The 12,557-nt window shown below is 63.2% G+C and carries 12 protein-coding genes; 6 read left to right on the forward strand and 6 right to left on the reverse strand.

All coding sequences use genetic code 11. The annotated features are described in order from the left end of the window. Nucleotides 1-31: 31 nt before the first annotated feature. The 6 genes from IVB13_RS37060 to IVB13_RS37085 all read right to left on the reverse strand — a co-directional run bounded on the left by IVB13_RS37060 (nt 32) and on the right by IVB13_RS37085 (nt 5,932). Entirely contained in the window at nt 32-712 is a 681-nt protein-coding gene (locus tag IVB13_RS37060) for a site-2 protease family protein (protein WP_026233763.1), read from the reverse strand. A 161-nt stretch (nt 713-873) separates the two neighbouring features. Continuing rightward, a complete protein-coding gene (locus IVB13_RS37065; protein WP_085362164.1) occupies nt 874-1,266 on the reverse strand; it encodes a GFA family protein in 393 nt (130 codons plus the stop codon). A gap of 7 nt (nt 1,267-1,273) precedes the next feature. Continuing rightward, nucleotides 1,274-2,020, reverse strand: a complete 747-nt coding sequence (locus IVB13_RS37070) for an SDR family NAD(P)-dependent oxidoreductase (RefSeq protein ID WP_018459249.1) — start codon at nt 2,018-2,020, stop codon at nt 1,274-1,276. Between the two features lie 15 nt (nt 2,021-2,035). Beyond that, a complete protein-coding gene (locus IVB13_RS37075) occupies nt 2,036-2,767 on the reverse strand; it encodes an SDR family oxidoreductase (protein WP_018459248.1) in 732 nt (243 codons plus the stop codon). Nucleotides 2,768-2,879: 112 nt separating this feature from the next. Then, on the reverse strand, nt 2,880-4,709 hold the full coding sequence (locus IVB13_RS37080; RefSeq protein WP_247369212.1) for an IlvD/Edd family dehydratase: 1,830 nt from the start codon (nt 4,707-4,709) through the stop codon (nt 2,880-2,882). Between the two features lie 122 nt (nt 4,710-4,831). After that, the gene (locus IVB13_RS37085) at nt 4,832-5,932 is read right to left on the reverse strand and encodes a LacI family DNA-binding transcriptional regulator (RefSeq protein WP_247297558.1); all 1,101 of its coding nucleotides are present in this window, start codon (nt 5,930-5,932) and stop codon (nt 4,832-4,834) included. Nucleotides 5,933-6,134: 202 nt separating this feature from the next. Between IVB13_RS37085 and ugpC the strand changes: the two genes are divergently transcribed. The 6 genes from ugpC to IVB13_RS37115 all read left to right on the forward strand — a co-directional run bounded on the left by ugpC (nt 6,135) and on the right by IVB13_RS37115 (nt 12,550). Then, nucleotides 6,135-7,196 carry a sn-glycerol-3-phosphate ABC transporter ATP-binding protein UgpC gene (ugpC, locus tag IVB13_RS37090; RefSeq protein ID WP_007592328.1) on the forward strand — a complete coding sequence of 354 codons (1,062 nt, stop codon included), beginning with the start codon at nt 6,135-6,137 and terminating at the stop codon, nt 7,194-7,196. 78 nt (nt 7,197-7,274) lie between these two features. Next, nucleotides 7,275-8,588 carry an ABC transporter substrate-binding protein gene (locus IVB13_RS37095; RefSeq protein ID WP_018459245.1) on the forward strand — a complete coding sequence of 438 codons (1,314 nt, stop codon included), beginning with the start codon at nt 7,275-7,277 and terminating at the stop codon, nt 8,586-8,588. Between the two features lie 66 nt (nt 8,589-8,654). Continuing rightward, a complete protein-coding gene (locus tag IVB13_RS37100) occupies nt 8,655-9,602 on the forward strand; it encodes a sugar ABC transporter permease (protein ID WP_007592324.1) in 948 nt (315 codons plus the stop codon). A 2-nt stretch (nt 9,603-9,604) separates the two neighbouring features. Next, a complete protein-coding gene (locus tag IVB13_RS37105) occupies nt 9,605-10,480 on the forward strand; it encodes a carbohydrate ABC transporter permease (protein WP_007592322.1) in 876 nt (291 codons plus the stop codon). A gap of 79 nt (nt 10,481-10,559) precedes the next feature. Beyond that, nucleotides 10,560-11,546, forward strand: a complete 987-nt coding sequence (denD, locus tag IVB13_RS37110; RefSeq protein ID WP_247492509.1) for a D-erythronate dehydrogenase — start codon at nt 10,560-10,562, stop codon at nt 11,544-11,546. 23 nt (nt 11,547-11,569) lie between these two features. Then, nucleotides 11,570-12,550: a sugar kinase gene (locus tag IVB13_RS37115; RefSeq protein WP_247369216.1), complete on the forward strand. Its 981-nt coding sequence runs from the start codon at nt 11,570-11,572 to the stop codon at nt 12,548-12,550. The last annotated feature ends 7 nt before the right edge of the window (nt 12,551-12,557 follow it).

Here is a 12,557-nt window from a genome sequence, read left to right on the forward strand (position 1 = left end):
CCTTCGGCTTGTGTTCGGGTGTGCTGTTCAACTACGTATTGCCGGTCAGAATGAGAACAGCCTGAATCACATAACCGGTCAACGTTCGCAGTATTGCTGAAATAACATCAAGATTTAGACCGAACTGCGAGCCTGCCAGCGGTAGCAGGATCAGCAAGCCGATCAGAATCAGCATCCCGAACGGCTCGAGCCGCGCCAGCGGGAGGGCGAGCGGCCGGGGCAGCAGCCCTACCGCGACGCGCCCGCCGTCGAGCGGCGGGATCGGCATCATGTTGAACACCGCCAGCACCGCGTTGATCAGCAGTGCGTTCTTGAGATTGTCAAAGATCCATTGCGCCGAGTTCGCTGGGGCCCAGGGCAGGGCGTGCAGGGCAAGAGCTGCGGACAGCGCCAGCAGGATGTTGGTGGCGGGCCCGGCCAGCGCCACCCAGACCATGCCGAGTCTGGGGTCGTTGAGCTTGCGGAAATTCACCGGCACAGGCTTGGCATAGCCGAACAGGAATGGCGAATGCGCGAACAGCAGCATCGCCGGCAATATCAGCGTGCCGAACGGGTCGATGTGGCGGAGCGGGTTGAAGCTGACACGGCCGAGCTGCCATGCGGTATCATCACCGAGACGATGTGCGACGAAGGCGTGGGCAGCCTCGTGGAAGGTGATGGCGAGCACCAGCGGCAGCACCCACACCGAGAGGTCATACAAGGAAATGTTCACGGCTCGTCCGTCCCGGTTTGCCTGCGGTCTTGCAGCCGACCCAGCCAACCGGTGGTGCAGCAACGCGTCACCCCAACATAGGGTGGGCGGTCCCGAAATGCCACGCCGCAAATGATCGGCGAGACCAGCGGCCGTGACGTGGAGCCTTGGCGCCGGATGAGCTACGTCGGGATCGTCCCGTCATATCGGATCATGCCGTCCTCGATCGTCACCCAGCCCATCTTTTCGCTGACCCAGATGTGCTCGGTGGGCACAAACGCGTTGCGATCGTCGAAGGTCGCCAGCGCAACGCCAGCCAGCGTGCCGTTGCGCCGCCAGGCGAACAGGCGCGTGCCGCAGCGCTTACAGAACACGCGGTCGATGTTCTCGGACGACGCATAGCGCTCGGTGTCGCCCTCGACAGTCAGTGCGCGCTGGTCGAATTGCGCGCGGGCGAAGTAGGGCGAGCCCATCGCCTTCTGACAGATGCGACAATGGCAGATGCGGACGTTGAGCGGCTCGCCCTCCGCCTTGAACCGCACCGCGCCGCACAGACATCCGCCTTCTCGGATCATGGCTGCCTCAATAGGTTGCCCGCCCACCCGAGATGTCGAACACGGCGCCGGTCGAGAACGCGCAGTCCTCGGATGCGAGCCAGCTCACCATCGCGGCTAGCTCTTCCACCAGCACAAAGCGCGCTTTCGGGATTTTCGACAGCATGAAGTCGATATGCTGCTGCGTCATCTGGTCGAAGATCGCCGTCTTCGCAGCCGCGGGAGTCACCGCATTGACGAGAATGTCGTGTGCGGCCAATTCCTTGCCGAGCGACTTGGTCAGCGCGATCAGGCCGGCCTTGGACGCCGAATAATGCGAGGCGTTGGGATTGCCTTCCTTGCCGGCGATCGAGGCGATGTTGACGATGCGCCCGTACTTCTGCTTGAGCATCCAAGGCACGATCGCCTTGCAGACGATGAAAGGGCCGTCGAGGTTGATGCGCAGAACTTTCCGCCATTCCTCGAGATCGGTCTCCCAGACCGGCTTGTTGACGCCGGCGATGCCGGCATTGTTGACGAGGATGTCGATCTTGCCGAAGGCGGCCAGCGTCGCGTCGCGGGCCTGCTCGACGGCCGCGGTATCGGTGACGTCGACCTTGAAGACGCAGGTGTTATCGCCGATTTCCTTTGCCGTCTTCTCGGCCAGGGCTGCATCAAAATCCCAGATCGCGACCTTGGCGCCGGAGGCGACGAAGCGCTGAACAATGGCGCGGCCAAAGCCCTGCGCGCCGCCGGTGACGATGGCGACACGGCCGTTGAGATCGATCTTGTTCATGCCGGGCCTCTGGCGTCAGAGCATGTAGCCGCCGTCGACCACGAGGTCGACACCGGTGGTGAAGGCGCTCTCGTCGCTGCCGAGATAGACCGCCATGGATGCGATCTCGTCGGCGGTGCCGAGCCGGCCCATCTTCTGGCGGGAGACGAACATCTCCTTGCCCTGCGGCCCTTGCGCTGCGGCACGGTCGAGCATCGAAGGCGTCTCGACGGTGCCCGGGCAGATGCTGTTGCAGCGGATGCCCTTGGTGATGAAGTCGAGCGCGACCGCGCGCGTCAGCAGCGACACCGCTGCCTTCGAAGCGCTGTAGACGTAACGGTTGGCCGGCGGCCGCAGCGCCGCGCAGGAGGAGATGTTGACGATGCTGCCGCCGCCGCCCGCGAGCATGTCCGGCAGGAAGGCCCTGATGGTCCGGTGCATCGACTTGACGTTGAGGTCGAACGAGAAATCAAAATCCTCTTCCGAACACTCCAGGATGGTGCCGTGGTGCACGAAGCCCGCCGCGTTGAGCAGGATGTCGACCTTGCCGACGCGCTTGGCGAAGGCGTTAACGTCGGCGGTGCTGCGCACGTCGAGCTTCGCAGTCTCGGCAATACCTTCCTTAGCCAGGCTCGCGATGCCGCTCTCATTGATGTCGGTGGCGATGACGGTTGCGCCTTCACGCGCGAATGCAATGGCGCATGCGCGCCCGATGCCTGCCGCTGCGGCCGTGATGACGGCGCGCTTTCCCTTGAGGCGGTCTGCCATTGTATTCTCCTCGATTTTCTCAGTGCCGTAGCCCGGATGAGCGCGCGAGCGCGATATCTGGGAGCGGATGTCCCGGGTGTCGCTCCGCTCACCCGGGCTACGTGTTCCTAACTCAGTGATTATCCCGCGCTACGCCAAATGTGCCGGCGACGTTCTGATAGCGCGTAGCGAGCTCCATGCAGGCACCGGTCGACTGCTGGCCGACGGTGTTGCGATAAAGCTCCTGCCACGGCGTCTGGTTCGGCGGATGCTTGAAGCCGCCATTCGCCGCCAGCTCGGCGTGGCGCTTCTTCACCTCGTCGTCGGAGATGAGAATGTTGGCACTGCCCTTGTTCAGATCGACGCGTACCTTGTCGCCGTTTCTGAGGATCGCGAGCCCGCCATTGGCGGCGGCTTCCGGCGAAGCATTGAGGATCGAAGGGGAGCCCGAGGTGCCCGACTGGCGGCCGTCGCCGATGCAGGGCAGGGACATGATGCCGCGCTTGATCAGCGCCGCAGGGGGCTGCATGTTCACGACCTCGGCGCCGCCGGGATAGCCGATCGGGCCGGTGCCGCGGATGAACAGCACGCAGCGCTCGTCGATCTCGAGTGAGGGATCGTCGATCCGCTCGTGATAGTCCTCGGGACCCTCGAACACGATGGCGCGGCCCTCGAATGCATTGAGATCGGTCGGGTTGCTGAGGTAGCGATCGCGGAACTCCTTGGAGATCACGCTGGTCTTCATGATCGCGGAATCGAACAGATTGCCCTTCAGCACCAGGAAGCCGGCGTCCTTCACCAGCGGCTTGTCGTAAGACCAGATCACGTCGTTGTCGGGTTTTGGCGCATTGGCGCAGTTCTCGCCGATGCCGCGGCCGTTGACCGTGACCGCGTCCTCGTGGATGCGCTTGTGCTTCATCAGTTCGCGCACCACGGCCGGCACGCCGCCGGCGCGGTGGAATTCCTCGCCGAGATAGAAGCCGGCCGGCTGCATGTTCACCAGCAGCGGCACGTCGTGGCCGACCTTCTGCCAGTCGTCGATGGAGAGCTCGACGCCGATGTGGCGCGCCAGCGCGTTAATGTGGATCGGTGCGTTGGTCGAGCCGCCGATCGCCGAATTGATCACGATGCAGTTCTCGAACGCCTTGCGGGTCAGGATGTCCGAAGGCTTGAGGTCTTCCCAGACCATGTCGACGATGCGTTTTCCCGTCTCGTAGGCGATCTGGCCGCGCTCGCGATAGGGGGCGGGGATCGCCGCACAGCCCGGCAGCGAGAAGCCGAGCGCTTCCGCGAGCCCGTTCATGGTCGAAGCGGTGCCCATGGTGTTGCAATGGCCGACCGAGGGCGCCGATGACGCCACGATCTCCATGAATTCTTCATAGTCAATCTCGCCGGCGGCGAGGCGCTCGCGCGATTTCCAGACGATGGTGCCGGAGCCGGTGCGCTCGCCATTGTGCCAGCCGTTCAGCATCGGCCCGCCCGACAGCACGATCGCGGGCAGGTTGACGGTCGCCGCCGCCATCATGCAGGCCGGCGTGGTCTTGTCGCAGCCCGTGGTCAGCACCACGCCGTCGAGCGGATAGCCGTAGAGGATTTCGACGAGGCCGAGATAAGCGAGGTTGCGGTCGAGCGCCGCGGTCGGGCGCTTGCCGGTCTCCTGGATCGGATGGGTCGGGAATTCCATCGCAATGCCGCCGGCCTCGCGGATGCCTTCGCGGACGCGATGGGCAAGCTCGATATGGTGGCGGTTGCAGGGGGAGAGGTCGTTGCCGGTCTGCGCGATGCCGATGATCGGTTTGCCGGACTGGAGCTCGGCGCGGGTGAGACCGTAGTTCAAATAGCGCTCCATATAGAGCGCGGTCATGCCCGGATTATGCGGATTGTTGAACCATTCCTGCGAGCGGAGGTGGCGGCGAGCGCCCTTGCCGGCGGGGGCATGCCCATTGGTTGGTTTTTTTGTCATTGGTTTCTCCTGCAATGCAAACGCACTGGCGTCCGTTTTATGGTTTCGGCTTGTGCGATGCCCAACGGCGCGAGCGACGATTTGCCTGCCCGCTGGCGGGTCGTTTCCTCACAAATCCGATACTAGTCATGGCCACTTGGTAACGCTACCATTTTGTTCGCGACGCCCCCGCCTGAAACGGCTGGCCGGTTGTCGGAACGCCGGGCCGACGAGCTTTGCCGCTCGATCACCTTGAAGCCGAGATCGAGCACCGGGTGCTCCGGGCGCCGTCCGTCGATCGCCTCGATCAACATGCTGGCGGCCGTGTTGCCCATCTCGTAGCGGTTGGTGCGCACGCTCGTCAAAGTCGGGACGGCGGAGGCCATGAATTCGAGATCGTTGAAGCCTACGATCGCGATCTGTTCGGGGATCGCGATCTCGCGGCGCCTGCATTCGAACAGCACACCCAGCGCGAGGTCGTCATTGGCGCAGAACACCGCGTCCATGCCGGGCTCCCGCGCCAGGAGATCGGTGAACAGGGCGCCTCCGAGCGTTACCGAGGTCGGAGTCGCCGTGGTGACGACGAGGCGTTGGTCGAACAGTCCGGCGTCTTTCATGGCCGAGACGTATCCGTCGAGCCGGCGCTGCACCCGCGGATCCATCCGTGCGCCGACGAAACCGATCTTGCGGTGACCTTGCGCGAACAGATGCGCAACCGCCGCACGGGCTGCGTCATAGTGCGAAAAGCCGATCATCATGTCGATCGGATTGGGTCCGATCTCCATGATCTGCACGATCGGGCAGTCGGCGGCATCGAGCATTGCGCGCGATTCCGTGGTCTGGTCGATGCCGGTGACGATCAGCCCGGCCGGCTTCTGCGCAAGAAACAGCCGCAGCAGCTTCTCCTCCTGGAGAATACTGTAGCGTGTGTTGGACAACTGGATCGAGTAACGGCTGTTTTCGGAGGCGTCGTAGATGCCGCGTAGCACGTCGGAGAACACGTTATTGGTCAGCGACGGAATCAAGACACCGATCACCTCGGTGCGCTGCGAGGCCAACGCGCGCGCCGCCAGGTTCGGCACATAGCCAAGCTCCCTGGCCGCGCTTTCGACCCGGGTCCGTTTGGCCACCGACAGCGCCTCGGGATTGCGGAAGAAGCGGGACGCTGTGATCGGGCTTACGCCGGCGAGCTCGGCGACTTCCGCCAGCCGGATTTTGCCTGACTTGGTGCGGTTTCGACCCATTTGCTGCTCTTAACACACTCACTGTCGCAAACAAAGGAACGTTGACAGCGCTACCAGCACGGACTAACCAAAGACAAATTGCCAAAACCGCGCAAACTGCCGACAATGTCGCCCGCTAAGGTTGGGCTTCGTTCGGTGAAGTCTGAAAAAACAAGACGGTCGCGGCGCGAGATGCGTCGTGGACTTTCGAGGAGGGAGCTAGATGTCGTCTGTGCAAATCCGCGACGTGCGGAAATCGTTCGGCAATTTTGAAGTCCTGCACGGCGTTTCGATTCCGATCGAGGACGGCCAGTTCGTTGTCCTGGTTGGCCCCTCCGGCTGCGGCAAGTCGACGCTTCTGCGCATGCTCGCCGGTCTCGAGAACATCACCTCAGGCACGATCTCGATCGGCGACCGCGTCGTCAACAATGTCCAGCCCAAGGAGCGGGACATTGCGATGGTGTTCCAGAACTACGCGCTCTATCCGCACATGACGGTCGGCGAGAACATGGGCTTCTCGATGAAGCTGCGGGGCGAGAGCACCGAGGAGATCAACAAGCGCGTCAAGCGCGCCGCCGAGATCCTGGCACTGTCGCCGCTGCTCGAACGCTATCCGCGCCAGCTCTCCGGCGGCCAGCGCCAGCGCGTCGCCATGGGCCGCGCCATCGTGCGCGATCCGCAGGTGTTCCTGTTCGACGAGCCCTTGTCGAACCTCGACGCCAAGCTGCGCGTCGCGATGCGCACCGAGATCAAGGAGCTGCACCAGCGGCTGAAGACCACGACGGTCTACGTCACCCACGATCAGATCGAGGCCATGACCATGGCCGATAAAATCGTGGTCATGCATGACGGCATCGTCGAGCAGATGGGTACGCCGCTCGAGCTCTACGACAAGCCCGAGAACCAGTTCGTCGCCGGCTTTATCGGCTCGCCGTCCATGAACTTCCTGAAGGGTCATGTGCGGGTCAACGGCGTTGCGACCTTCGAGGGGCCGAATGGCGTCAAGCTGCCGCTCAGGAACGCGCCGGCGGCGTCCGACGGGCGTCCTGTCGTTTACGGCGTGCGTCCCGAGCATTTCACCATCGCTGACGACGGCGCCGATGCCGAGATCGTCGTGGTCGAGCCGACCGGCTCGGAAACGCAGGTGTTTGCGAAGCTCGGTGGTGAGCAGGTCGTCGCGGTCTTCCGCGAACGTCACCAGTTCAACCCGGGTGACAAGGTCAAGCTGAAGCCCGATCCCTCCGTGATTCATCTGTTCGACGAGGCGACGGGCAAACGCGTATAGCGACGCCAAAGAACTGCCAAGCAGAACTGCCCCAATACAAGACGACCCAATACAAATATAAAATTTAGGGAGAGAACGATGAGCGATTTCGACAGGCGAAGTGTGCTTAAAGTCGGTCTGGGCGGCGCGGCGCTGCTGGCCGGCCCGGGCATTGTCCCGGTACGCGCGGCGGAGTGGACCAACACGCCCGAGCCGAACGCTTCCATCCGCGTCTTGCGCTGGAAGCAGTTCATTCAGGCCGAGTTCGACAAATTCGCCGAGCAGACCAAGGCGTTCTCCGAGAAGACCGGCGTCAAGATCAAACTCGAGGCCGAGAGCTGGGAGGACATCCGCCCCAAAGCCGCGGTCGCCGCCAATGTCGGCGCCGGTCCCGACCTGATCATCGGAACGCTCGATGATCCCCACAAATTCCCGGAAAAGCTGATCGACATGACTGACGTCGCCGACTATCTCGGCGCGCAGTATGGCGGCTGGTACCCGGTTGCCGAACGCTACGGCAAGAAGGGCAACAGCTGGATCGCCATTCCGCAGGGCGCGACCGGCGGCTGCCTGAACTATCGCGTTAGCCACGTGAAGGCCGCCGGCTTCGATGAATTTCCCAAGGACACTGCCGGCTTCCTCAAGCTCTGCCAGGCGCTGAAGAAGAACAACACGCCGGCCGGCTTCGCGCTCGGCCACGCCACGGGTGACGCCAACGGCTGGTGCCAGTGGGCGCTGTGGGCCTTCGGCGGCAAAGTCGTCAATGAAAAGAACGAGGTCGTGATCGACTCGCCGGAGACGATCGCCGCGCTCGAATACGTCAAGCAGCTCTACGAGACCTTCATCCCCGGCGTGCTGTCGTGGAACGACTCGAACAACAACAAGGCGTTCCTCAACGGCGAGCTCAGCCTGACGCTGAACGGCATCTCGATCTGGACCGTCGGAAAGAACTCGACCGATCCGAAGCAGCAGGAGATCGCCAAGGACATGAACCACGCGCCGATGCCGATCGGTCCGGTCGGCGTGTCGACCGAGCAGCAGAACGTGCTGGTTTATTACGGCTACAAGCACTCGAAGTATCCGAAGGCGGTCAAGGAATACATCAAGTTCATGATGGACAAGGCGAACTACGACGCCTGGGAGGTCTCCTCCAACGGCTACGTCTCACCGCCGCTTCCGGCCTACAACGACAACCCGGTGTGGACGTCGGATCCGAAGATCACGCCGTATCGCGACTGCCTGAAGCGCTGCCGCGACAACGGCTATGCCGGCGATCTCGGCTATGCCTCGGCCGCGGTGATGGGCGACTTCGTCGTCGTCGACATGTTCGCCGAGGCGGCGTCGGGCTCGGTGACGCCGAAGGCGGCAGCCGCACGCGCAGCCGAGCGCGCCAAGCGCTACTATCAGGTCTGATCAGCTCCAATCTACGCGGCGTCCGGTTCGCCGGACGCCGCGACTTTTCGTCGAGGGGAATCCGACATGGCAGTTATGGCCGAGTCCACTGTCGCGCAGGCCAAGCGCAGCAGCTTGTGGACCAGAGCATTCGAGAGCCGGCATTTCCTCGGCGCGATGTTCATGGTGCCGGCAATCGCCATCCTCATCCTGTTTCTGGCTTACCCGCTGGCGCTGGGCTTCTGGCTCGGCATGACCGACACCAAGATCGGCGGCGCCGGGCGCTACATCGGCTTCCAGAATTTCGTCTCGCTGGCGAAGGACTCAGTGTTCTGGCTTTCGGTGTTCAACACCATCTTCTACACGGTCGCCGCCAGCGCGGTGAAATTCGCCATCGGCCTTTACCTGGCGCTGCTGCTCAACGAGCGGCTGCCGATGAAGTCGATGATCCGGGCGATCGTGCTGTTGCCCTTCGTCGTGCCCACGGTGCTCTCTGCGATCGCGTTCTGGTGGATTTATGACAGCCAGTTCTCGATCATCTCCTGGGTGTTGATCAAGGCCGGCCTGATCACGCGCTATATCGATTTCCTTGGCGATCCCTGGAATGCGCGCTGGTCGGTCGTCGCCGCCAATATCTGGCGCGGCGTTCCTTTCGTGGCGATCACGCTGCTGGCGGGATTACAGACCATCTCGCCCTCGCTCTATGAGGCCGCCAATCTCGACGGCGCCACCAATCTGCAGCGCTTCCGCCACATCACGCTGCCGATGCTGTCGCCGATCATCGCGGTCGTGATGACGTTCTCGGTGCTGATGACCTTCACCGACTTTCAGCTCATCTACACCATCACGCGGGGTGGACCGATCAACTCCACCCATCTGATGGCGACGCTGTCGTTCCAGCGCGCCATCACCGGCGGCAATCTCGGCGAGGGGGCGGCGATCTCGAACGCGATGATTCCGTTCCTGGTCGCGGCGATCCTGCTCAGCTTTTTCGGGCTTCAGCGTTCCCGCTGGCAGCAGGGCGGGAGGGACTGACCATGACCACGGCAGACGACCAAAGCGTCGGAATGGACTATCTCGAGAGCTTCCCGCGGAAGTTTTTTCGGGTCTACCTTCCGCTCGGCCTGATCATCTTCTTCCTGCTGTTCCCGTTCTACTGGATGGCGGTCGCGACGTTCAAGCCGGACGCGGAGATGTACGACTACGAAAAGTACAATCCGTTCTGGATCGTGCATCCGACGCTTGAGCACATCAAGAAGCTGTTCTTCGATACCGACTATCCGCTCTGGATGTGGAACACCGTGATCGTCTCGGTGTCCTCGACCTTCATCTCGCTGTTCGCCAGCGTCTGCGCCGCGTACGCCATCGAGCGCCTGCGCTACAAGGGCTCGCGCTATGTCGGCCTTGCGATCTTCCTCGGCTATCTGGTGCCGCCATCGATCCTGTTCATTCCGCTGGCGGCGATCGTGTTTCAGCTCGGGCTGTTCGACGGCAATTTGGCGCTGATCCTGACCTATCCGACCTTCCTGATCCCGTTCTGCACCTGGCTCCTGATGGGCTATTTCCGCACCATCCCCTATGAGCTGGAGGAGTGTGCGCTGATCGATGGGGCGACGCGGCTGCAGATTCTGATGAAGATCACGCTGCCGCTTTCGCTGCCGGGCGTGATCTCGGCGGGCATCTTCGCCTTCACGTTGTCCTGGAACGAGTTCATCTACGCGCTGACCTTCATCTCCTCGTCCGAAAACAAGACGATCCCCGTCGGCGCGATCACTGAGCTCGTCAATGGCGACGTCTATCATTGGGGTGCGCTGATGGCGGCGGCTCTGACCGGCTCGGTTCCCGTAGTTATCCTTTATTCCTTCTTCGTGGAGTATTATGTGTCGGCGATGACCGGCGCCGTGAAGGAATGATCGCGGGGCCTGCCTCGAGAGCGCGCCGGGACGAATCGCCGAAATCGGCGCGTTCCGGCCAATAAAAAGGAGTAGGCTCTTGCACATTCTGGTTCTGGGCGCCGCCGGCATGGTCGGCCGCAAATTGTGCGAACGGTTGTCGCGCGACGGCCGGCTCGGCAAGAGCGACATCACCAAGCTGACCATGCATGACGTGGTCGAGCCGAAGGCGCCCGAAAGAGCCGGTTTTGCCGTCGAGACCGTGTCGAGCGATTTCGCCGTGCCGGGTGCGGCCGAAAAGCTGATCGCCGGCCGTCCGGACGTGATCTTTCATCTCGCCGCGATCGTCTCGGGCGAAGCCGAGCTCGATTTCGACAAGGGCTACCGCATCAATCTCGACGGCACGCGAATGCTGCTCGATGCCGTCAGGCTTGCAGGCGGCGGCTACAAGCCGCGCGTGGTCTTCACGTCCTCGATCGCGGTGTTCGGCGCGCCGTTCCCCGATGCGATCGGCGACGAGTTCTTCCACACGCCGCTTCTGAGCTACGGTACGCAGAAGGCGATCGGCGAATTACTGCTGGCCGACTATTCCCGCCGCGGCTTCTTCGATGGCATCGGCATCCGCCTGCCGACCATCTGCATCAGGCCCGGCCTGCCCAACAAGGCGGCATCGGGCTTCTTCTCCAACATCCTGCGCGAGCCGCTGGCCGGCAAGGAAGCGGTTCTTCCCGTGTCCGAGGACGTCCGCCACTGGCATGCCACGCCGCGCTCCGCCGTCGGCTTCCTGCTGCATGCCGGCACCATGGACCTCGCCGCGGTGGGGCCGCGCCGTAATTTGACCATGCCGGGTCTGTCGGCGACGGTTGGCGAGCAGATCGCTGCGCTGAAGCGCGTCGCCGGCGACAAGGTCGCCGCCCGCATCAAGCGGGAGCCCGATCCCTTTATCGTCAGCATCGTCGGCGGCTGGCCGCGCAACTTCAATGCAAAGCGGTCGCTCGAGCTCGGCTTCACCACTGCCGAGAAGACTTTCGACGACATCATCCGCATTCACATCGAAGACGAGCTCGGCGGCAATTTCGTCGCCTGATCTCTGACTGAGCGGGTAAAGTGATGGCGAGCGTTGCTTGCATCGGCGAATGCATGGTCGAGCTCCGGCAGGCCCAGGGTGGACAATCCGCCGGACCTTCCAGCGGGCAGGGCGGGGGCCTCTACTCGCGTGGATTCGGCGGCGACACCCTCAACACGGCCGTTTACCTCGCGCGGCTCGAGGTCAAGGTCGATTATTTCACCGCGCTTGGCGACGATGCCCTGAGCGATGAGATGATCGCGGCCTGGACTGCGGAGGGCGTCGGCACGAGGCGCGTCGCGCGGCTGCCGGGCAAGCTGCCCGGCCTCTACATGATCCAGCTGGATGCGAAGGGAGAGCGCCAGTTCTTCCACTGGCGCGACAGTGCGGCGGCGCGCCAGCTGATGAACCTGCCGGAGACGGACGATCTCCTCAACTCGCTGATGAGCTACGACATCGTCTATCTCTCTGCGATCACGCTCTCGATCTACGACGCGGCCGGGCGCGAGCGCCTGTTCGCGGCGATCAAGCGCGCGCGTCTGCTTGGCACCCGCTTCGTGTTCGACACCAATTTTCGCGCGCGGGGATGGCCGGATCGTGAGGTCGCGCGCGAGGTGTTTTCATCGGCCTTCGCGGCAGCCGACATCGTGCTGACCTCGACCGAGGATCTGCTCGCTCTCTATCCCGGCGAAAGCCACGAGCAGTTGATGGCGCGCATCCCAAGCCCCGAGCTGGTGTTCCGGCTCGCCGAGCCGGTCAGCCTGCTGCGCTTTCCCGGGGGGCCCTACGAGGTCCGCGCAGAGCCCATGACCAAGCCCGTGGTCGACACCACCGCGGCCGGCGACAGCTTTGCGGCGGCCTATATCGCGGCACGGCTCGCCGGTTCCGACCCGGTCGAGGCCGCGCAGGCCGGGCACCGCCTCGCCAGCCTCGTCATCTGCTATTCCGGCGCCATCATTCCGGGTTATGCCATGCCGCCGAAGAAACGGCATCGGCCGGCGACCACGCGTCAAGCGACCAAGTGAAACGAAA

The sequence above is a fragment of the Bradyrhizobium sp. 17 genome (genome assembly GCF_023073515.1).
GTDB lineage: Bacteria > Pseudomonadota > Alphaproteobacteria > Rhizobiales > Xanthobacteraceae > Bradyrhizobium > Bradyrhizobium canariense_D.